Source organism: Aeromonas sp. 25-248, assembly GCF_053005425.1.
In genome coordinates this window covers 25,788-45,882 of the sequence record NZ_JBRKTB010000011.1, presented here as the reverse complement: position 1 = coordinate 45,882, position 20,095 = coordinate 25,788, and the positions used below count along the sequence as shown (strand labels likewise).

The following is a 20,095-nucleotide window of genomic DNA, read 5'->3' as shown; positions in this document are numbered from 1 at the left end:
CATCCTGCCCGGGATTAGCGTCTGATGAGCGCGGGCAAACGAGCCTGCCAACCCTGATGCCATCCCATCAGCTCCTCGCGGGGCATGGGACGGGCGGAGAAGAAGCCCTGGCATTGATCGCACCCCAGCTTCGCCAGCAATTGCCAGGTCGCCTCATCTTCGACCCCCTCGGCCACCGATTTCAAGCCCAACTTGCGAGCCAGCTCGATGCTGGACTCGATTATGGCTAGGCGAGAGGGATCTTCATAGCAGCGATCCACGAAGGATCTGTCCAGTTTCAACTCGGTAAAGGGGAGCAGGGCGAGCTGCTGCATGGAGGAGTAGCCGGTCCCGAAATCATCGATGGAGAGACCAAAACCGTGCATCCGCAAGCGGGTCAGCACCTCCAGCGACTTGCCGAGATCCTTGACGAAGGCGCTCTCGGTCACTTCGAGGGTGATGAGCTCGGGGTTGATGCTCCAGCGCTGGCAGTGGCTGAGCAGGGTGTTGCACAGATCCCCCTCGATGAGGGAGGTGGTGGAGAGGTTCATCGACAGGTTCAGGGAGAGCCCGGTCTTCTCCCACAGGTGCCCGTCCCGCAGCGCCTTGCCGATGATCACCTCGGTGAGCGGGTCGATGAGCCCGTTGTGCTCCGCCAGCGGAATGAAACGGGCCGGCGAGATCAGGCCATATTCGGGGTGCTGCCAGCGGGCAAGCGCCTCCATGCCGAGCCACTCCCCGTTGTGAAATCCCACCTTGGGTTGATACCAGGGCAGCAACTGGTCCTGATCCAACGCCCGGCGCAGCTCATCCAGGGTCAGGTGATAACCATCCTCTTCCTGGCTACGCACCTGCTGGGGCCGCCAGGCACCGATGAGCTGCGCGATCTGCTGGGGAGACGCGGGTTTCTCGATGCGCCCCAGCACCTGCAGGCCATAGGCCCGGCTCATGCGCAGCACGGCATCGACCACGTCATCCTCCAGGGCGCTGCACAGCACGATGCCACCGCGGAACCCGCCAAGGGAGAGGCGGCGCAGCAGCGCCATGCCATCCATGCCCGGCATGCGCAGATCGCAGAACAGGATGTCGACCCTGTGGTGCTGGCACTGTGCCAGCGCCTCCTCCCCGTCCTGCGCCTCCAGCAGGTTGCCGTAGCCCAGTCCGCGGATCTGGTGCATCAGGGCCTTGCGCTGGAAGTTGTGATCCTCCACCACCATGATCGCCAACTCATGCCGTGCGCTATTCATCGAGCCATAACCCCGTTTCACCTCTGATAGAGTCCATCAATGCCTGTACCGCCCTGGCCAGGTCATCGAGCTTGTCCAGTTGTTTCAATCTGGCCGCCGCCTCCAGCCGGGCCGCCTCCTCTGCCAATGCCTGCTGTCCTACCATGCGCGCGGCCCCCTTGATGCGATGTGCCGTCTCCACCAGCGCCTGGGTATCCTGGCTGGCCAGCGCCAGCCTCATGTCCTCGCCATCCTGCTCGTTGGCTTCCAGGTATTCGCTGGCCATGCTGCGAGCCACCGCCTCATCCCCGAACAGGGTCAACCAGCTTATGCCTGGCAGCTGAACCCTGGCTTGCCGGGGCGCCTCCGAGGCGAGCTGTTCTTCCTGAGTCGGCAACCAGCGTCCCAGGGTCTGGCTCAGGGCATCCAGGCTGTAGGGCTTGAACAGCATGTCGTTCATGCCGGCATCACGCATCTGTTGGCTCGCCTCCTCAGAGGTATCGGCCGTCACCCCGATAATGGGAGCACTGTCCCCGGCATCCCGCAAGGCTCGCGTGAGGGCATAGCCATCCATCACCGGCATGTGGCAGTCGGTCAGCAGCAGGGCGAAGTCCTGCCCCTGCCAGGCGCGCAGCGCCTCCTCGCCATCTTCCACCACCTCGGACTCGAGCCCCAGGATAGCGAGCTGCCTCGTCAGCAATGCCCGGTTGACGGGGTGATCATCCGCCACCAGCACCCGCCCCCTGAGCTTCTCCCCCTCCATCCCCATCGACTGGCTCGCCTGCTGGTTGAACAGTGACTGGCAGGTTTCCAGCAACAGATCGGGGTAGAGAGGCGATTGTCCCAGTCGCCACCAGGCGTTGCCCCCCATGCGCCCCCGCAGGGCCTCATGGGGAGAGAGTACTATGCCCTTGAGGTTCGAACGCTGCAAACAGGCCAGCCAGTCACTGCCAAGGGCCTGCTCCAGGTGATTCTCCTGCGCCAGCAGATGCCCCTCGAGGGGCTGCTGCCAATGGTGTGCCTCCATGCGTACCAGTCTGGCGCCCAGCCTGGCCATCACCGATTCCAGCCCCTCATCCTCCCCAAACCACCACCATACCTGACCGGTCAGGGGCGGCGCTTCCCACTGGCACTCGGCCAGGGGCAGCGTGAAGGTCACGCAGGTGCCCATTCCAGGGGTACTTTCCAGGGTCAGGCTCCCCCCCATTTTCTGGGTGAGTTGATGACAGATGGCAAGCCCAAGCCCGGTGCCGCCAAACCGGCGGTTGGTGTCGGACTCCACCTGCTTGAACGGGATGAAGAGGGTGCGCTGCTGCTCCAGGGCGATGCCTATCCCGGTATCCCGGACCCGGAAGGCCAGCCGGTCGTCTTCATAATCCACCTGGATGGCGATCGCCCCCGCCTCGGTGAACTTCACCGCGTTGTTCAACAGATTGGAGATCACCTGCCCCACCCTGATCCCGTCGATGCAGGCCAGATCCGGCACCGTCTTCCCCCACCGCAGCGTCACAATGAGTCCCTTGCCATAGGCCAGGGCCGCATGTCCCCGGATGACATCGCAAATCACCGAGGTCAGGCGGCAGTGATGGGGGTGCAGTTGCAACTGCCCGGCTTCCATCTTGGAGAAGTCCAGGATGTCGTTCACCAGATAGAGCAGGTGGTTGGTGGAGGTCGAGATATTGCGCAACATGTAGCGCTGATCGTCGTCCAGCGCACTCATTTGCAGCAGCTCCAGCATGCCGTGCATGCCGGAGATGGGAGTGCGAAGCTCATGACTCATGGTGGCGAGGAAGCGGCTGCGCGCCTGGGTCGCCTCCTCCGCCACCCGCCTGGCCTGGCGCAGCTCCAGCTCCTGGCGCTTGAGCTTGGTGATGTCCTGCACCACGCCGTTCAATATGATCCCTTCAAGCCCCTCCTGGTGAACGAAATGACCACGGATCTGCAAATAGCCCGCCTCCCCCTGGCGCCTGATCTCCACCTCGAGATCCAGCGGCTGCATGCTCAGGGCATGACGATCCACCGTGGCCACGAAGTCCTGGTGCGCCTTGCCTGTCAGCCCCAGGATGGAGGCACCGGTGACCGCCATGCCGACCAGGTCCTCTTCCACCCCCACCATCTCCCTGACCCCTTGCGAGGTGTAGAGGAAGTGCCCCTTGCCCGGCCCAAGCCAGTGATACTGATAGACCAGACCCGGCATGCTGTCGGTGATCTGGGTCAGCCGGGTCTGCGCCTCCTGGGCCGCAAACCGTGCCTGCTCCAGCTCGGTCACGTCGGTCAGCACGGTCAGGATCCCGAGCCGCTTGTCATCGGGCCCAGCAAAGAGCCGCTTGGTGTAGATCATCTGGTGCAGGCGATCGTCATCAAACCGGATCTCGCCCCGACCATGAAGCTCCTCTCCGCTCTCCCAGACGCTGGCATCCTCCTCCATCACCCTGGCGCGGATCGACTCGGGCAATCGATCCTGGAGCAACCGCTCATAGGAGCCCGTCAGGTTCTCCCCGCCGAGAAACATCTGCCGGTACGCCCGGTTCGTCATTGCCACTTCATAGCGCTCGTTGGTCAGCACCACCTGGTTGGGCAGGGCATCCAGCATCATCTGGACAAACACCAGCTGCTCCTCGAGCCGCCGCTCGGCCTCCCGCCGCTGGCTGATCTGGCGGCGCAACGTCCGGTTCCAGCCCATGAACAGCAAGAGGCAGAGCAGGAAAATGCCGCCGCCGAGGGAGGACCAGAGCAGCACCGTCTTCGGATCCAGTCCCGTCTGTATGGTCAGGGAGAGCCACTTTTTCTCCAGGGCGGAGAGCTCGTCGGGGGGAATGGCGATCAGCACCTTGGTGAGGATCTGCTGCAGCATGGGGTCCTGCAACTGGGTCGCCATGGCGATGGGTACCCGCAGGTCGCTGCCGGAGAAGACCACCTGGTAGCGGTCGCTGAATCCCTTTTGCAGCGACTGCTCCAGGGTGGTGGTGCTCATCAGCACATAGTCGACCTTCTGCTGGTCCAGCAGGGGCAGCAATTCGGCATCGCTGGCCACCGGCACGGCGATGGCCCCCACCTCGCTCAGCAAGACCTGCTCCACCGAGCCCCCCACCATGCCCACCCTGTGCCCTTTCAGTGCCCTGGCGGCGGTGAGCTCGGCCATCCCCTGCCTCGCCACGACCACCCGGTTGATCGAAGCGTAGTTGGGGGTAAACCGGGCAAACTGCTGACGCTCCGCGGTGGGAGTCATGGCCGGGATGAGATCCAGCTTGCGATCCTGGAAGAGCGCCATGCTCTGGGCCCAGCTCCGGGTCGGCACCAGGGTGAACTGGAGCCCGGCACGCTGGCTCATCAGTGTCAGCAGATCGGCAATGAGCCCCTTGAGCCGCCCCCTGTCGTCCACCTCGCTCATCCCGGGCCAATCCGGGGCAACCCCGTAGCGGATGACCGGATGTGCTTGCAACCACGCCTGCTCCTGCGGATTGAAAACGATCTCCCTGCTCCTTTTCACCAGGGCATAGTCGAGGATGTCCCCCGCCTCCAGAATGGCGCGACGCTCGAGGGGAGAGATATCCTCGAGGGCCCGCTCCAGCAATCCCTGCAAGACATCATTCCCGGGTGCCACGGCCATGGCGAGGGAGGTATCCCTCATCCAGTCGATCCTGGCCAGCGCCATGCCCGCCATGGCTTGCAGCCTGTTCAGCATGGGCAGCTCGGCCAGGTAGGCATCCGCCTTGCCCTCCTTGAGCATGAAGATCGCCTCGTCACGGCTGTCGGCCGTGATCAGGTTCGAGATCCCAAGGCGCAGCAGCTCATCGCAGGCGCTGACACCGAAGACGCAGACCCAGCGCACCCCATAGGCCTCCTCCAGGGAGAGGCTCTCCCTCCCCCCCGTCAGCAGCACGGCCCGGGGCAGTGCCATCAGCTCGGAGGTAAATTGCATCTGCAGGGTGCGGGTCGGGCTCGGAGCCACCCCGATCAACATGTCGACCTTGCCATCCAGCAAGGCCTGCTGGACCGCCGCATTGTTGGCATAGGCACGGTAGCGAAGGCTCACCCCCAGCCTGGCTGCAATCTGGGAGGCGAACTCATCCAGGGGGCCGGTGAAGTTGCCGCGCCCATCGGTATAGACATAGGGTGGCCAGGCCGCCGAAGGCATGCCGACGACCAGTTCATCATGGGTGGCAAGCCAGTGCAGTTCGTCCAGGGTGAAGTTGCTCTGGTCCAGTTGCGCCGGCGCAGCCGCAACCATCAGGCTCCAGAAAGCCAGACCACATAGCAGGATGAGACGACAGCAGCGGCGGAACATTATCAACTCCCATACGAAACGGAGGGGGATCATAGAGTGTTTGGCGCAATGTGCGACAACTAAATTGAGACAATGCTCATCAGGAAAGAAAAATGGCAGGCCCAGGCCTGCCATCCACCAGGTCGGGGGCCGGGCCCCCTCCCCTCAGGTTATTCGGTTCCCGAGCCGGAAACCGGTTTGAAACTCCCGCTCACGGATATGGGCGATCTGCACTTCCTTGCCTTCCAGCCCGATGTCTTTGAGCAGGGCAGGTGAAAGATGCAGGTAGCTGACGCGACGCTCCAGCCGGGTGATCCTTTTTTGAACCAGGGTCTCTACGTGGCGCAGCAGGGCGAGTTCGATAGACATAATATTCTCCAGTTGAACGTGCGGTTCCCCCGGAGAGAGGTGATCACCCTGCGGGACAACCGCGGGTGATGAAAAAAGCAGGTGTTACCTGTCCCCTCCACGCGGCAAATAAAGAGCACGAGTCTTCGCGCTGCCAGAGCAGCGATCGAACGCAACGTTGAACATGGAATGTTGCATGGTCGTCTCCTTACCGTGTGAAAGTTGAACAAGTTGCCGCAGTGTAAAAAAACACCGAATTTTACGCAATATCTCTCCCACCCATATGGGTGGAATGCGGCCAAAAAGAGGTTCAGTCAAATCCCTGACAACAGCCGGAACTCCTCCAGCGCATAGGTATCCGTCATGCCGCTCACATAATCGAGCAGCAGCCGCACCCGGTAGTACCACTCCTGCTCGCTCTCCTTTTCGAAACGGGGATCCCGGCTCGCCACCGCCAGCCGGTACGCCTTGAGGTGGCGGGCAGAGAGGCGGTGGAACAGCCGCCGGGCAAAGAAGATCTCGCTCCCGCCGTTGCCTGCGAGCAGCCGCTCGAACTGGCTGGCGGGCAGGGCCAGCAGGCAGGCGTAGGTGGAGAGCACCCCGCGCAGGGCGGCATAGCCTTCCAGCTCCAGCGCCTCCACCTCCGGGCGCATGAACACCAGCTCGCGAGCCACCCGCTTGAGGGTATCGAGTACCCGGGCTGCCGGAGCCTGACCGTGCAGCAGCGCCTGGGGATAGGCCCCGCTCAGGATCTGATCGTGCTCGGCCACATAGGTATGGGCGGCCAGCGCCACCAGATCCCGGGTCAGATGCTGGCGAAAATGGGGGAAGAACCCCCGACCGGAGGCAAGCGCCTCATCGAGCAGGTCGGCCATGTAACCGCCCTCGTCCGCCTCGCGCAGGGCTGCCAGCAGCTCGCTCTGGGTGAGGATGCGCCTGTCCACCGCATCCTCGAGATCGGCGATGCAGTAAGAGATGTCGTCCGCCGCCTCCATGATGTAGACCAGCGGATGACGGCACCCCTCGGCCAGCCCCAGGCTCTGGCCGAGGGCACGATAGAGGGGTTGTTCGCTGAAGAAGATGCCGCGCTTGCTGGTCCAGCCGTGGTGCTGACCATAGCCCTGGGGATGGTGCAGGCCCGGCAGGGGCTGCTGCGGGTATTTGCACAGCGCCGCCAGCTGCCCCAGGGTGAGGTTCAGCTCATGGAGGCTGTGCACCAGTCGCAGGCTCTGGGCATTGCCGTCAAACACCAGCAGATCCTGGCGAAGGGTTGCCCACTGGGGGCTCGGCAACTGGTCGTGGGCACGGGCGAAGAGGCCGTCCAGCTCCTGGGCAAGCCACTGACTCATCACCTGCTCGCCGAAATGGCCAAACGGCGGGTTGCCAACATCGTGCAACAGGCAGGACATCTCCACCAGATTGATGAAGGCCCCCTCGCACACCGCTCCGGCCGGCAGCGCCGCCAGGATGCGGCGACTGATCTGGCGACCGGTCTCCTGCACCTCCAGCGAATGGGTGAGGCGGCTGCGCACCGAGGCTTTCACATCGAGCGGGAAGACCTGGGTCTTCTGCTGCAACCGACGCACCGGCGCCGCCTGCACGATGCGGGTGCGGTCCTGCTCCGTCGCCTCCAGCAGGTCTTCGTCTCCCCAGGGGTGAATGCGCTCGGGGGGGATCAAACGGTCATACATGTCGTGGCTCCTTGCCTGAGGCGTCGTGTCTACGAGAGCAGCCAGCGCCGCAGGCGGGCGATGTCACCCGGGTATTCCCGGCGCAGGGTTTCAATCCAGTCTTCCACGTTCTCCCACCAGGCGGGGTGATCCGGGCTCTGGATAAGCTGGGCCGTCTGCTGCAACCGGCGCAGGCCGATGGAGCCCGCCGCCCCCTTGATCTTGTGGGCCTCCTCCACCACACCGGCCTGATCCCTGGCAATCATGTTGGAGTCGAGCACCGCCATGTAGTCCGGCATCATCTTCTCGAACAGCTCGACGCTGGAGAGCAGCACCGGCTTGCCGACCGTGCTGGCGTAATCGGTGAGGAAGGGCAGATCCAGCAGGGCATCCTGATGGTGGACATCGTCCTGCTCGTCCGCCTCGTCCCCGGCGAGATCCGCAAACAGGTGGCCTATCACCTCCCGCACCGCCTTGGAGCCCAGCGGCTTGTTGATCACATCCTGCATGCCGTGATCCCGGTAGTACTGGCGATCGCCAGTGGCATTGGCGGTGAGCGCCACCATGGGGGGCAGGCTGTCGCCGTAGCGCGCGAGCAGTTGCTCCGCCACATCGAACCCCGTCATGTCCGGCAGCTGGATGTCGAGCAGGATCAAGTCGAAATCATCCGGGTTGGCCATGGCCAGCGCCTCTGCACCATCCCGCGCCACCTTGACCTGATGGCCGAGCTTGTTCAGCAGGGCGCAGGCCACAGTCACGTTGAGCTCCACATCCTCCACCAGCAGGATGTCGAGGGAGGGCATCTCGGGCTCCGGGGCCGCGGCCCTGGGCTCGACGCAGTCCACCTCCAGCTCGGCGGTGAAGCAGGCGCCTTCGCCCGGGTCGCTGTCCACATAGAGTTGGCCGCCCATGGCCTGCACCAGCTGGCGGGAGACCGCAAGACCGATGCCGGTACCGGTGGCGTGCTTCTTGCCCTGCACCTGATAGTACATGGCGAAGATCTTCTCCTGCTGGGCACGGGGAATGCCCACCCCGGTGTCTTCCACCTCGAAGTGCAGCGCCAGCTTGCCCGGTTCATCAGCGGCGTGGGCGAGACAGCGTATGGTGACGCCCCCTTCATCGGTGAACTTGACCGCATTGCCCACCAGGTTCCACAGCACCTGACGCAGCCGGGTGCCGTCCGCCATCACGAACTGGGGCATGTCGCCGTCCCGGTCGAAGTGCAGGTAGAGCCCCTTCTGCTCCGCCTGGATGCGCGACAGCGTCTCCAGCTCGTCGAGGAAGGCGGGCAAATCCAGCGGAGCCGGCGCAATCTCCAGCCGACGACGGTCGAGCTTGTCCAGATCGATGATGTCGTTGAAGATGTTGCCGAGCGTCACCGCGCTCAGGTGGATGGTCTTGAGCTGCTGCCGCTGTCTGGCATCGAGGGGCGTATCCATCAGCATCCGGCTCAGGCCCACGATGCCATTGAGCGGGGTGCGCAGCTCGTGGCTGATGGTGGAGATGAAGGTGGTCTTGTCCCGACTCGCCTTCTCCAGCTTGTCCTGGTACTGCTTGCGCTCGGTGATGTCGCGACCAAAGCCGAGCAGGCCGAGTCGCTTGCCGAAGCGGTCGAAGAAGGGCACCTTGCGCAGCTCGAAGTAGGCCTTGCGGCCATCGGGATACTCCAGCCACTGCTCATAGGTGAGCGGCTCGTTCTGGGCGAAGACCTGCTTGTCGGTCTCCACCACCTTGCTGGCGATGTCGTGCTTGTAGACATCGAACGGGGTCAGGCCGATGAGTTCCGCTTCCACCTTGCCGGTGAGCTCCTCCATGGCGCGGTTGCAACCGGAGAACTGCTCGTCCTCGTTGCGGTAATAGACCAGATCGGGGGAGCAGTCGATGAAGGAGCGCAAGAGGGCGGTACGCTCCCCCAGATGCAGCTGGGCCTTCTCCCGCTGGAACACTTCGTTTTCGAGATCCTCGATGGCTTGCTGGCGCAGGGTCTCGGCCCGGTTGGTCTCGGCGATCTGGGCGTTGAGCCGGCTGATGTTCTCCTGCAACTGGCTGTTGAGCTCGAGATCCCGTTCGCGCATGTCTTGCAACTTGCGCACCATCCGGGTCAGCCGCTGGCGGGAGTCTTCCAGCTGATCCACCACGATGGAGAGAAAATAGACGGCCCAGGGGGTCACCAGCAGACCGAAGAAGACAGAGCGCACCAGGTCGACGATGTCCACGGTGCCGCGCAAAAACAGGGTCACCCCCATCTGGATCGACACGGCCAGCACTATGATGGCGGTGGCCAGGAACATGCTGAAGCGCACCAGTCCCAGCTTGGTCATCAGGTCGACGTAATATTGCGCCCAGGATTTGATCTGCTTCATCTCGTTGTTTTCTCCCCTTTTCTTGCGCAAACAGGATACCAGTACGGCGCCATGAACTCTTGTCCGTCGCGTATTCAATTATTGATTAACGTCACACTCCGGCTGGGGTAGCATGCCTGCCATGCCTCAGTCAGCACCGGTTCCACCGGAATACCGGGGCGCACTGTCACCCTTCTCATTCGTTATGTCAGGAGCATACCCGATGCGAAATCATGTTCTGTTGAGCCTTGGCCTGCTGGTCGCCACCACCGCCCACGCCGATCTGGGGGAGATCCCCCGCCAGACCGGCTGGTCCGGTTTTCTGCTGGGCGGGGTCAATGCCGGCAGCCACAAGTCCAACTTCTATGCCGGTGACGACAGCAACAGCCGTATCGATGATCTGGGCTCCCCCGGCCGCGAAAGCGGTCTGAGCCCGCTGCTCAATGCCGATATCCGCTACACCTTCGCCGATACCCGCACCCAGGTCTTCCTCGGCAACCTCATCCAGGACGCGGTGCGCTTCGACTTTACCCAGCAACTCGGTCTGCGCCAGGAGATGGGCGACAAGGGTATCGTCGCCACCTCCCTGGTGTTCAACCTCATGCCGGTGGAAGTGTGGAGCGATCCCTTCGCCACCGGCGTGGACCGCAGCGCCACCGATCTCACCTCGAAAGGGGTGCGCTTTGCCTGGGACAGGATCTGGGGCAGCAACGTCTACGCCACCCTGACCAGCCGGGAAGTGGAGCTCGACGAGGAGCGCAGTGGCCAGCAATATGACCTGACCCACGGCACCCACTACGCCTCCATGCTGAGCCGCAACGGCAAGGTCCACGACCTGGCACTCTCCTACCAGTACCATTTCGGCGGCGACCAGCTGCTGGAGCCCGCCTTCCTCTACAAGGAGGCCCGCCTGGACGGGAGCGCGGAGAGCTTCAAGAACACCGGTCTGCAGCTGACCTATGCCAAGCGTGCCTCCCAGTGGTCCATCGTGAGCAACCTCTACGCCGGCAAGCGCAAGTATGACGAGGCGAATCCCCTGTTCGGCCAGCGCGCCGATGCCAGCGAGTTCGCCCTCAATGGCACCTTCTTCTGGCACAACCTGTTCGGCATCAAACCCCTTGCCGCCACCTTCACCGCGGCCTACTCCAGCGCCGACTCCGACATCGACTTCTACGATGCCGAGGCGCTTCGCTTCAGTACCGGGCTGCTTTACAACTTCTGACCCGCCCCAAGCAAGGAGGCCACCCCCGGGGTGGCCTCTTCATTTGCACAACCCTCGACCATCAGATGCCGAGGGAATCCAGCAGATCGTCGTGCTCGTTGCTCGCCGGCGCGGCCGCAGGTGCCGGTTTGGCTGACTGCTTGGCCTGGGCGATCAGCTCGTCGGGATCCACCTCCTCCTGCACGCCGCCATCATGGATCCGGATAAACTCCGTCTTGTCCATGGCCAGCTCCAGATAGAAGATGTTGTTGCTGGCGGTGAAGAAGGTCACCCGGCGGGTCTCGGGATTGTCGAGGTTGGTGTCGACGCTCAGCATCACCTGCTTGTTGAGCGCCAGCATCTTGGGCTGGTTCTGGGTGATGTGGGTCTGCAGCTCGCGCCCCACCTTGGTGGTGAAGCTGCCGACGATCTGGTTCATCAGCTCGCCCATGACGTTGCTCACCTCGTCCGAGGTGTGGGAGATGGCAAGATCCTCCTTGGAGAGCCCCATGCTCAGCATGTAGCTCTGGTAGAGCTCCATGGCCGCGGCGGCGGAGAAGTTGATCACCACCAGCCCGGAGAAGCCGCCGTCAAACAGCACGAAACAGCCGATGTCAGGCTTGAGGCAGGTCTTGCTGATCCGCTGCACCATGCCGGAGAAGCGCACCTGGGTCTGGGTCGCCGCACTCAATACGCTCGTCACCGAATTGCACAGGCTCAGCAGTACGTCCTCTGTGGTCAATACGGCATCATCCTCGGATCTTGTCACTATCATGGAACCTTCCTGCTGATCGAAATAATGGGGCTGTCACTCGTGTCGCCCATGTCACCATGCACCGGCGCGATACGCTAACAGATTGCGTGATCCCAGTGCCCAAAGCGCGAGCCACCTCTCACTTGACTGGATTATCAGTCAGAAATGGCTGAAATCCATCCAGGGTAGCCAGACGGGTTTGCCAACTGGCAGCCGCCCCTTGCAAGGCCTGCTCCTCATAGGGAATGGCGGGACAGGCACCCCAGATGGGACCGGGCCAGGCCGCATCCGAGCTGAAGCGGGCCACGTGGTGCAGGTGCAGCTGAGGCACCAGATTGCCGAGGGCCGCCACGTTGATCTTGTCCGGGCCGAGTGCCCGCTCCATCAGGGTGGCGACGGCGCAGGACTCCTGCATCAACTGCTGTTGCTGCTCGGGGGCCAGATGATGGATCTCCCGCAGGTTGGCGACCCGGGGCACCAGAATCAGCCAGGGATACTGGCTGTCTTTGGCCAGCAGGACGCGGCACAGGGGCAGATCCCCGAGTATCCGGGTATCCGCCTGAAGGCGGGGGTGCAATTCAAACATGGGGGCCTCGCTGATCAACATGGGCACATCGGGAATCAAAGATGTGCCCACGTTACTGCAACGGGGAGCAAACTTAAAGGCGTGGCACGGCCCAACCGATGAAGCGCTTGCGAAGCGCGGGGTCCGCCTGCAGGAAAAGCTGTTGCAACTGCCCTTCCAGGGCGCTGGCCGGCACGGAGGAGGCCCGGGGCGTCGCCACGGCGGCCGCAGCCACATCCGCCGCACCGGCGAGCACGGCAGGCCCCTCGCCACGGTTGTACTCCATCAGCCTGGCATGCCAGTCCATGCCGATCTGCATCCCCTGCACCATCAGCGTATCCTGGCGCACCTCGAGGGGCTGCCCCCCCGCCACCAGGCCCAGGACAGGGGCTCTGGCGTAGCGTTCCATCCCGGCCTCGTCCGCAGGCACGGGAGCCTGCAGGTGCACCGACTGCCCGCGGGCTTCATAGCGAAGCACCTGGGGCTCGGAGCGAACCTGGCGATCGTTGTCGCTGCTGTTGCGACTCGGGATCACCCCCTCGTAGCGCACCAGCAGTTGCTGCTCCCCGTCGGCCAGCACGGCGTGCTGCTCGTCCTGCACCTTGCCGGCGCTCACCGCCAGGATCTGGAAATCCCGGGGCACCTCGACCCTGACCTCGGCCTGCACACCGCCGCAGCACAGCAGCGCAACCCCTGCCCAACCCTGATGACGCTTCATTCCCTGACTCTCCTTTCGCGATGAAGGGCGCAGGGTAGCAGCCCCAGATGACAGAAAAATAACGGGATGCAGGCTCACCCCAGCAGATAATGGGGCCGCTCGGCAAACCACTGGGCCAGCACCTGCTTGAACAGCCGGATCTTGCGCGGCACCCGGCGCTGCTGGGCGTGCAGCACATGGATCGGGTGCAGGCCGGTCTGCCACTCCGTCAGCACGGCCACCAGCTCCCCTCGGGCCAAGCTGGCCTCCACCAGCATCAGTGGACACTTGGCAAAGCCCATGCCCGCTCGGGCCAGTTGCAGCAGGGTGCTGTAGTGGTTGGCCCGCACTCGCCCCTGCACCAGGATGTGCGCCTCCTCTTCCCCCTGGCGAAAGTGCCACTGCTCCCAGTCCGGGTTGTGGCCCTGCAGCAGGCAGGAGCGCCCCCCCAGCTCATAGGGAGTGGCGGGGATCCCCTCTCGCGCCAGCAGGGCGGGGCTTGCCACCACCACATCCTTGAGCCTGCCGAGCGGCAGGGCCACCAGGTTGTCGGGGATCAGCTCCATGGCCCGCAGAGCGATGTCATTCTCCCCCTGGCTCATGTCGATCATGGCATTGGTGAAGTTGAGCTCGACCTGGACGCCGGGGCACAGCTCGGCAAAACGGGCGAGCAGCTCGCTCACCATGCGGTCCCCCGTGCTGACCGGGCAGGTGAAGCGCAGGCGGCCACTGTCCTCCTCGGTCAGGGCGCGGATCCCCTCCTCCGCCTCCCGGGCCAGGGCGAAGATCTCGCCGGCCTGCTGGTGAAGCACCCGCCCCGCCTCGGTCAGGCTGAGTCTGCGGGTCGTGCGCTGGAGCAGTTGGGCATTGAGGGCGGACTCCAGGGCGCTGACATGGCGACTCAGCATCCCCTTGCTCACCCCCAGGGCATCGGCAGCGGCGGAGAAACTGCCCCGCTGCACCACTTCATAGAAACTGGCCAGGTGGGTGATATCCATCATTAGCACCAATATGGAAACAATGGGTTCATCATAAGCGCTTTTTCTCCCTTTTTATCCCGCTATCATCAACTCATCTCAACCAGGAGCGATAGATATGAAGATTGTGATTGTGGGTGCCTCCGGCACCATTGGCGCCGCCGTCAGCGAACTGCTTGCCCAGGATCACCAGGTGATCCGGGTCGGTCACAGCCAGGGGGATGCCAGAGTGGACATGCGCGACCCCGCTTCCATCCGGGCGCTCTTCGAGCAGGTCGGATCCTTCGATGCCCTGGTGGTCGCCAGCGGCAGCGTCGCCTTCAATGCCCTGACCGAGATGACGGACGAGCAGTGGCAGGTGGGGCTTCAGAGCAAGCTGATGGGCCAGATAAACCTGACCCGGGCCGCCATTGCCCACCTGAGCGACCGTGGCTCCATCACCCTCATCAGCGGCATTCTGAGCGAGGAGCCCATCCACTGGGGGGTGAGCGCCACCACCATCAACGGTGCCATCGAGCACTTCGTGAAAGGTGCCGCCTGCGAGCTGCCAAGGGGCATTCGCATCAACGTGGTCAGCCCCACCGTGCTGGAAGAGTCCATGGGCAAGTATGCCGACTTCTTCCCGGGCTTCGTGCCGGTACCCGCCGCCCGGGTGGCCCAGGCCTACAAGAAATCGGTACTGGGGGTACAGACCGGTCAGATCTTTCGGGTCAATGGCTGAGCGCTCCGGACAACCCAATGAAAACGGGCCCCGTCATGGGGCCCGTTTTGTCATCTGCGTTGCAAGCGCCTCACCTGTCACCGGCAAACGTTTGTTCGCCTGCGGCAAAAAAAGCGGTCGGCCTCAGTCGATCAGGCCGTACTGCTCCCGCAGCATCTCGATGATCTCCTGCTTCGGATTGGCACTGCGTACCAGCGGCTGACCGATGATCTTCTCGGCGATCCCCACATAGGTACGGGAGATATCCATCATCACCTCGGTGGGCAGTTTGTTGTCACGGGCCAGGGCGAAGCGCTCGGGCATGCGGTTCTTGTTGAGCAGGATGTCCGGATCCGGGAAGTGGTTCAGCAGCCACTGGCGGAAGCCCTCTTTGGACTTCTCGATGATCTCGCCGCCGCGAAGGGCTGCGCCGTCCCAGATGCGGGAGCTGTCGGGGGTGCCCACTTCATCCATGTAGATGAGCTTCTCGCGACCGGCGGCATCGGTCACGTAACCGAACTCGAACTTGGTGTCGACGAAGACCTGATCCAGGGCAGCCAGCGCCTCGCTGATGACGTTGAAGCCCTCTTTGAGCAGCGCCTCGTAGCGGTCGATGTCCGCCGGGGAGCGGAAGCCGAAGGCCTGATGGTGGCGCTCGATGTCGCCGCGGGAGACGTTGACGTCGTCCGCTTCCGGCACGCCATCCAGCCCTTTGAGGATCCCCTTGGTGGACGGGGTAATGAGGATCTCGGGCAGCTTCTGATCCTTCTTGAGCCCTTCCGGCAGGGTGATGCCGCAGAATTCCCGCTCACCATCCTTGTAGGCACGCCACATGGAGCCGGTGATGTACTGGCGGGCAATGGCCTCGATCATCACGGGACGGGCTTTTTGCACGATCCAGACGAAGGGGTGCGGGATGTCCAGGATGTGGCTGTCCGCCAGCCCCTGCTCCTTGAACAGCTTGAACCAGTGGCTGGAGATGGCATTGAGCGCCGCACCCTTGCCCGGCACGCCGTTCAGACCGTCCACCCCTTGCCAGATGCAGTCGAAAGCCGAGATGCGATCACTGATCACCATGAGGGCCAGGGGCGTATCGGCCGGCACATCATAGCCTTTCTCCCGAATGAGCCGGGCACTGTCTGCCGGGGTCAACCAGTAGACGCTGCGCACTTTGCCGGAATGGACAGGTTTATCGGTACGGATCGGCAAATCGTCGTTCACCGCCAATACTTGATCTGCAAAACTCATGGCTAATAACACTTCCTGTTGTGGGACTAGTTAGGCAGGGGCACCAGACCCCTGTCTGTGGGGGATTCACATCATCAGGTACTCAGGCCCGGGGCAACCGGCTCGGCACGCGGGCCCTGCGGCAACCCGGACATAACAAAACAGGGGCGCGAGGCCCCTGTTTCCATGCTTACTTCGCCCCCTGATCGGCCAAGCCCTTGGCAAAGGCCTCGGACAGGCTGATGTACATCTGGGAGATGACACCGGATGCGACAGGCTTCTTGTCCTTGTCGAACAGGGTGATGGAGGTCTTGCCGCCCGTCATCTCGCCGAGCTGGAAGCGATACTTGTCTTCCTCGAGCTTGAACGGTTCCGCTCCCTTGGCCTTCCAGAACTCGCTGTCCGGCTCGTCGTACTCCACGTCGATCCAGCCCAGGGACTGCTGGGTGTCCTTGATGGTGAAACCATAGGCAGGCAGCACCTGATTGAGGCGGCGCCACACCTGGTCAAACGACCCTTCGGCAATCCAGGCGCTCAGCTCGTTGTTGTCCAGACCCAGCTCCAGCCCCATGCCATCGCTGGACTTGTGCTGTTCACGGGCCTTGAGCTGCTTGTCGTAATAGAGGGAGAACTGGTTCAGGGCGCGGGTAGCATAACGCTGGGCGTCCGCCGGCGTCAGCACAGTGCTGGTCTCGCCGTCGATGGTCTCTTCGTGATCCAGCACCCGTACCGACATCTTGATGGCGTGGCGCTGCACATCGTTGCGCAAGGTGAACTGGTAACGCTGACGGATCTTGAAGTCATCGTCATCTTCCGCCCAGCCATCGAGCACCGCTGAGTTGTCAAACCAGCCGGTCTGCAAGACGCCGTCCTGCTGGTCCAGCTTCTCGGTGGTGACCTTGTGTTCGGCCAGGAAGTTCATCAGGAAGGCCCAGGTATCGCGCTCCACGCTCTGGGAGGTGCTGAGGGCATAGAAGGCGACGGTCGGCTCGCTGGCATTGGCCACCACCTGGCTGCCGGGCACCACGGTGAGCAACTGGGCGGGCGGACGCACGTCCACCTTGGCCCCGAGGGCGCCCTCACGGCTGCTCTCGGGCAGGGCCGGAATGTCGAAATTGCTGTTAAAGGCGGGGGTACTCAACCCGGCGGGCACAAGGAAGGCACGGCCTTCGAGGCGGCTCTCTTCATACTCGAAGCCACGGTTGGCCATTTTGCGTTCCTGGGGTGAGCTGCAGGCAGCCAGCACGGCCACCGTCGCGACACTCAGTACCAGGCGCACTGCATTTCCCTTTCCATTTGCTTTAAACACTCGCCATCAACTCCGCAGTCGTCAGTGCTCGCGCCATCGCCGCTTCCCCCTCGGGGGTGAGATCGGTCAGGGGCAGACGCAAGGTCGCCGTCGCCATCAATCCCAGCCGGGCACAGGCCCATTTCACCGGAATGGGACTCGGTTCACAGAACAGAGTCTGATGCAACGGCATCAATCGATTGTTGATGTCATGAGCCTGCCCGGCATCACCGGCCAGGGCAGCACGACACATGTCGGCCATCTGGGGCGCCGCAATATTGGTGGTGACCGAAATGACACCATCGCCCCCTTGCAGCATAAAATCACATCCGCTGGCGTCATCGCCACTATAAAGCGCAAAATCCGGCCCGCACAGTTCGCGCAGCAGCGGGGTACGGCCAAGATCGCCAGTCGCTTCTTTCAAACCTATGATGCCGGGCACCTTGGCCAGACGGGCCACCGTCTCGGGTTTGAGGTCACAGCAGGTGCGACCGGGCACATTATAGAGAATTTGAGGCAGACCACTAGCCTCGGCGATCGCACAATAGTGACGATAGAGGCCTTCCTGGGTGGGTTTGTTGTAATAGGGGGTCACCGAGAGACCCGCCACCACGCCCATGGTGGCGAAACGCCGGGAAAGGGCGATGGCGTGAGCAGTATTGTTGGAGCCGCAGCCCGCGATGACGGGAATGCGTCCGGCGGCGTATTCCACCGTCTTCTCAACCACGGCGATATGTTCCTGCTCGCTCAGGGTGACCGACTCTCCCGTGGTTCCCACGGCGACGATGGCGCTGGTCCCGGCATCCACATGATATTCCACCAGCGCTGCCAGACTGACCCAATCGATGTCGCCCGAAGGCAGCATGGGGGTAACGAGCGCAACAATACTACCGCGTAACATGGATAATTCTCCCGATTTTCAGGGGCGTAATGGTAAAGCTGCCCCTTTTGAAAAACAAGGGAGGCACGGGACAAGCCGTGTTACCATCCGGCACAAAACGTATGAATGCACGCGCGCACAAGAGGCCTCCCGGCAGGGTGCCGGCACCCGCGGTCAACGCATTCTCAATAATGGACGAGAGACGATTTATGACTCACTACCTGGTCGTAACGGCCATCGGCACGGACAGGCCTGGCATCGTCAATGAGGTGACCCGTCACGTCAGTGGCTGCGGTTGCAACATTGTCGACAGCCGTCTTGGCATCTTCGGCAACGAATTCACCTTCATCATGCTGCTGTCCGGTGACTGGAACAGCCTGATGCAACTGGAAATAAGCCTCCCACTGCGCAGCCAGGAGTGGGATCTCATCACCATGATGAAACGCACCGAGCGCCACCACTCCCTGCAATATGACATCAGCGCCAGCGCAGAGGTGCTGATCCGGGATCAGCCGGGCATCGTAAGTCAGTGCACCCAGTTCTTCAGCGATCACGGCTGGGACATCCAGGCCATGCAGACCATCACCCTGGAACAGCAGCCCTTCAACCTGCTCAAGGCGAACTTTCAGTTGAATCTCTCCAAGCAGGGAGAAGAGCCTGGCTCGAAGACAGCCTTCGCCGATTTCTGTCGTGGACTGGGCGCCGAGTCGTTCGAATTCATCGTCAATCACAAGTACGCCTGACGGCGTTTATCCGAGGAGACCCCATGTCACCACTAGAAGCTGGTACCCAGGCCCCCGATTTCTCCCTCTCCGATCAGGACGGCAATCAGGTTCGCCTCGCCGACCTGCGCGGCAAGAAGGTGCTGATCTATTTCTACCCCAAGGCGATGACCCCGGGTTGCACCACCCAGGCCTGCGGTCTGCGCGACGTCAATAGCGAGCTGGCAGCCCTCAATGTGGTGGTGCTCGGCATCAGCCCGGACAGCGCTAAGCGCCTGAAAAAGTTCGAGGAGCGCGACAACCTAAACTTCCGCCTGCTGGCCGATGAGGATCACGCGGTGGCCGATGCCTTTGGCGTCTGGGGCCCGAAGAAGTTCATGGGCAAGGAGTATGACGGCATTCATCGCCTGAGCTTCCTCATCGATGAAGAGGGCAAGGTTGCCCATCGCTTCGACAAGTTCAAGACCAGCGATCACCATCAGGTGGTGCTCGACCTCGTCAAGGGCTAAGCCACCAGCGGCATTGTTGCAGGGCTCGCCATGGCGGGCCCTGCTCGTTTCACCACGGCATCAGCCCCCACTCTCTGGCAGCTCACCAGGGCGCCTCTTCCCCCCTTTTCTCGCCAACCTCCCCTCTCAGATCAAAAAATTCATCCTGGATATGGGTTAACGTGACCCCAGATTCATTTTCCAGCGAGACAGCCCATGAACATGAGCCACACCGAACGCCTGATCCTGAGCAACCAGTACGAGATCCTGGCCAAACTCAATCCGGAAAAGGCGGCGTTTTACCAGCGTGCCAGCACCATCGTCGAGCGCGGCTACTGCCTGCAGATCCTCGAGCTGGAGAAGAGCTTCGGCCATCTGGATCTCGCCACCTGCCAGGAGGTGCTGGACACCCTGGAGCTGCACCATGCACTGGCCATCTCCTGGGGCAACCTGGATGCCAGCGCCCGGGCCGATGTCAACGAGAGCCGCCTTGCCTTCAACGGCTACAGCCGCAGCCAGGAGCGGGAACTGGCGGATTACGTCTGCTTCCTGCTGGAAGTGGACAAGCGCTTCCCCGAACTGCCCTGCCCCTGTGACGAGCTCTCCAGCGACATCGCCATGCGGGACAAGTACCAGCGCATGCTGGCGGTCTGGCGTCAGTGCCCCCGTCAGTACAAGCTCTCCATCCAGGAGATCAGCAAGGTGCTGGCCGCCTGAATGTGAAAAAGGCGCCTGAGGGCGCCTTTGTCGTCAGTCTGACTTCG

General features: G+C 62.7%; 17 protein-coding genes. 5 read left to right on the top strand and 12 right to left on the bottom strand.

Annotated features, from left to right (window positions below; genetic code table 11):
* Positions 1 to 14: 14 nt before the first annotated feature.
* The 5 genes from ACVDHI_RS15190 to arcB form a co-directional block, all read right to left on the bottom strand.
* Entirely contained in the window at positions 15 to 1,226 is a 1,212-nt protein-coding gene (locus tag ACVDHI_RS15190; RefSeq protein WP_041214588.1) for an EAL domain-containing response regulator, read from the bottom strand.
* A complete protein-coding gene (locus tag ACVDHI_RS15185; protein ID WP_447212237.1) occupies positions 1,219 to 5,493 on the bottom strand; it encodes a transporter substrate-binding domain-containing protein in 4,275 nt (1,424 codons plus the stop codon). Before ACVDHI_RS15185 ends, ACVDHI_RS15190 begins: the two co-directional genes overlap by 8 nt.
* A 144-nt stretch (positions 5,494 to 5,637) precedes the next feature.
* Positions 5,638 to 5,841: a hypothetical protein gene (locus ACVDHI_RS15180; RefSeq protein ID WP_041211124.1), complete on the bottom strand. Its 204-nt coding sequence runs from the start codon at positions 5,839 to 5,841 to the stop codon at positions 5,638 to 5,640.
* A gap of 293 nt (positions 5,842 to 6,134) precedes the next feature.
* The gene (gene dgt / locus ACVDHI_RS15175; RefSeq protein ID WP_447212236.1) at positions 6,135 to 7,511 is read right to left on the bottom strand and encodes a dGTPase; all 1,377 of its coding nucleotides are present in this window, start codon (positions 7,509 to 7,511) and stop codon (positions 6,135 to 6,137) included.
* A gap of 29 nt (positions 7,512 to 7,540) precedes the next feature.
* Entirely contained in the window at positions 7,541 to 9,853 is a 2,313-nt protein-coding gene (gene arcB / locus ACVDHI_RS15170; RefSeq protein WP_447212235.1) for an aerobic respiration two-component sensor histidine kinase ArcB, read from the bottom strand.
* 202 nt (positions 9,854 to 10,055) lie between these two features.
* Between arcB and ACVDHI_RS15165 the strand changes: the two genes are divergently transcribed.
* Entirely contained in the window at positions 10,056 to 11,054 is a 999-nt protein-coding gene (locus ACVDHI_RS15165; RefSeq protein ID WP_039040951.1) for a DUF2860 family protein, read from the top strand.
* A 61-nt stretch (positions 11,055 to 11,115) separates the two neighbouring features.
* Here the strand turns inward: ACVDHI_RS15165 and ACVDHI_RS15160 are convergent, their stop codons facing one another.
* From ACVDHI_RS15160 to ACVDHI_RS15145, 4 genes are all read right to left on the bottom strand, one after another.
* The gene (locus ACVDHI_RS15160; protein ID WP_029313837.1) at positions 11,116 to 11,808 is read right to left on the bottom strand and encodes a DUF3334 family protein; all 693 of its coding nucleotides are present in this window, start codon (positions 11,806 to 11,808) and stop codon (positions 11,116 to 11,118) included.
* Positions 11,809 to 11,926: 118 nt separating this feature from the next.
* Positions 11,927 to 12,373 (bottom strand): HIT domain-containing protein, encoded by a 447-nt coding sequence (locus ACVDHI_RS15155; RefSeq protein WP_039040966.1) that lies wholly within the window; start codon positions 12,371 to 12,373, stop codon positions 11,927 to 11,929.
* 73 nt (positions 12,374 to 12,446) lie between these two features.
* Positions 12,447 to 13,070 (bottom strand): DUF2057 domain-containing protein, encoded by a 624-nt coding sequence (locus ACVDHI_RS15150; protein ID WP_324062725.1) that lies wholly within the window; start codon positions 13,068 to 13,070, stop codon positions 12,447 to 12,449.
* 74 nt (positions 13,071 to 13,144) lie between these two features.
* The gene (locus ACVDHI_RS15145; RefSeq protein WP_042016837.1) at positions 13,145 to 14,047 is read right to left on the bottom strand and encodes a LysR family transcriptional regulator; all 903 of its coding nucleotides are present in this window, start codon (positions 14,045 to 14,047) and stop codon (positions 13,145 to 13,147) included.
* Positions 14,048 to 14,144: 97 nt separating this feature from the next.
* On the opposite strand from ACVDHI_RS15145, the gene ACVDHI_RS15140 reads away from it, so the two are divergent.
* Positions 14,145 to 14,747 (top strand): short chain dehydrogenase, encoded by a 603-nt coding sequence (locus tag ACVDHI_RS15140; RefSeq protein WP_041211120.1) that lies wholly within the window; start codon positions 14,145 to 14,147, stop codon positions 14,745 to 14,747.
* 123 nt (positions 14,748 to 14,870) lie between these two features.
* On the opposite strand, the gene ACVDHI_RS15135 is transcribed toward ACVDHI_RS15140, so the two are convergent.
* From ACVDHI_RS15135 to dapA, 3 genes are all read right to left on the bottom strand, one after another.
* The gene (locus ACVDHI_RS15135; protein ID WP_447212234.1) at positions 14,871 to 15,974 is read right to left on the bottom strand and encodes a phosphoribosylaminoimidazolesuccinocarboxamide synthase; all 1,104 of its coding nucleotides are present in this window, start codon (positions 15,972 to 15,974) and stop codon (positions 14,871 to 14,873) included.
* A gap of 169 nt (positions 15,975 to 16,143) precedes the next feature.
* Positions 16,144 to 17,262, bottom strand: a complete 1,119-nt coding sequence (gene bamC, locus ACVDHI_RS15130; RefSeq protein ID WP_029313833.1) for an outer membrane protein assembly factor BamC — start codon at positions 17,260 to 17,262, stop codon at positions 16,144 to 16,146.
* Positions 17,255 to 18,142 carry a 4-hydroxy-tetrahydrodipicolinate synthase gene (dapA, locus tag ACVDHI_RS15125; protein WP_029313831.1) on the bottom strand — a complete coding sequence of 296 codons (888 nt, stop codon included), beginning with the start codon at positions 18,140 to 18,142 and terminating at the stop codon, positions 17,255 to 17,257. The genes bamC and dapA overlap by 8 nt, the downstream gene beginning before the upstream one ends.
* Positions 18,143 to 18,330: 188 nt before the next feature.
* Between dapA and ACVDHI_RS15120 the strand changes: the two genes are divergently transcribed.
* From ACVDHI_RS15120 to ACVDHI_RS15110, 3 genes are all read left to right on the top strand, one after another.
* The gene (locus tag ACVDHI_RS15120) at positions 18,331 to 18,864 is read left to right on the top strand and encodes a glycine cleavage system protein R (RefSeq protein ID WP_010673166.1); all 534 of its coding nucleotides are present in this window, start codon (positions 18,331 to 18,333) and stop codon (positions 18,862 to 18,864) included.
* Between the two features lie 23 nt (positions 18,865 to 18,887).
* A complete protein-coding gene (gene bcp / locus ACVDHI_RS15115; RefSeq protein WP_010673165.1) occupies positions 18,888 to 19,352 on the top strand; it encodes a thioredoxin-dependent thiol peroxidase in 465 nt (154 codons plus the stop codon).
* A 195-nt stretch (positions 19,353 to 19,547) separates the two neighbouring features.
* Entirely contained in the window at positions 19,548 to 20,048 is a 501-nt protein-coding gene (locus ACVDHI_RS15110) for a YfbU family protein (RefSeq protein ID WP_039040945.1), read from the top strand.
* Positions 20,049 to 20,095 lie beyond the last annotated feature (47 nt).

Excerpts from the sequence above, each read along its gene's own strand:
- ACVDHI_RS15140 (WP_041211120.1), top strand. The coding sequence starts at position 14,145 with ATGAAGATTGTGATTGTGGGTGCCTCCGGCACCATTGGCGCCGCCGTC.
- arcB (WP_447212235.1), bottom strand. The coding sequence starts at position 9,853 with ATGAAGCAGATCAAATCCTGGGCGCAATATTACGTCGACCTGATGACC.
- dapA (WP_029313831.1), bottom strand. The coding sequence starts at position 18,142 with ATGTTACGCGGTAGTATTGTTGCGCTCGTTACCCCCATGCTGCCTTCG.
- ACVDHI_RS15155 (WP_039040966.1), bottom strand. The coding sequence starts at position 12,373 with ATGTTTGAATTGCACCCCCGCCTTCAGGCGGATACCCGGATACTCGGG.
- ACVDHI_RS15180 (WP_041211124.1), bottom strand. The coding sequence starts at position 5,841 with ATGTCTATCGAACTCGCCCTGCTGCGCCACGTAGAGACCCTGGTTCAA.
- dgt (WP_447212236.1), bottom strand. The coding sequence starts at position 7,511 with ATGTATGACCGTTTGATCCCCCCCGAGCGCATTCACCCCTGGGGAGAC.
- ACVDHI_RS15160 (WP_029313837.1), bottom strand. The coding sequence starts at position 11,808 with ATGATAGTGACAAGATCCGAGGATGATGCCGTATTGACCACAGAGGAC.
- ACVDHI_RS15120 (WP_010673166.1), top strand. The coding sequence starts at position 18,331 with ATGACTCACTACCTGGTCGTAACGGCCATCGGCACGGACAGGCCTGGC.
- ACVDHI_RS15110 (WP_039040945.1), top strand. The coding sequence starts at position 19,548 with ATGAACATGAGCCACACCGAACGCCTGATCCTGAGCAACCAGTACGAG.
- bcp (WP_010673165.1), top strand. The coding sequence starts at position 18,888 with ATGTCACCACTAGAAGCTGGTACCCAGGCCCCCGATTTCTCCCTCTCC.
- ACVDHI_RS15190 (WP_041214588.1), bottom strand. The coding sequence starts at position 1,226 with ATGAATAGCGCACGGCATGAGTTGGCGATCATGGTGGTGGAGGATCAC.
- ACVDHI_RS15135 (WP_447212234.1), bottom strand. The coding sequence starts at position 15,974 with ATGAGTTTTGCAGATCAAGTATTGGCGGTGAACGACGATTTGCCGATC.
- ACVDHI_RS15185 (WP_447212237.1), bottom strand. The coding sequence starts at position 5,493 with ATGTTCCGCCGCTGCTGTCGTCTCATCCTGCTATGTGGTCTGGCTTTC.
- ACVDHI_RS15165 (WP_039040951.1), top strand. The coding sequence starts at position 10,056 with ATGCGAAATCATGTTCTGTTGAGCCTTGGCCTGCTGGTCGCCACCACC.
- ACVDHI_RS15145 (WP_042016837.1), bottom strand. The coding sequence starts at position 14,047 with ATGGATATCACCCACCTGGCCAGTTTCTATGAAGTGGTGCAGCGGGGC.
- ACVDHI_RS15150 (WP_324062725.1), bottom strand. The coding sequence starts at position 13,070 with ATGAAGCGTCATCAGGGTTGGGCAGGGGTTGCGCTGCTGTGCTGCGGC.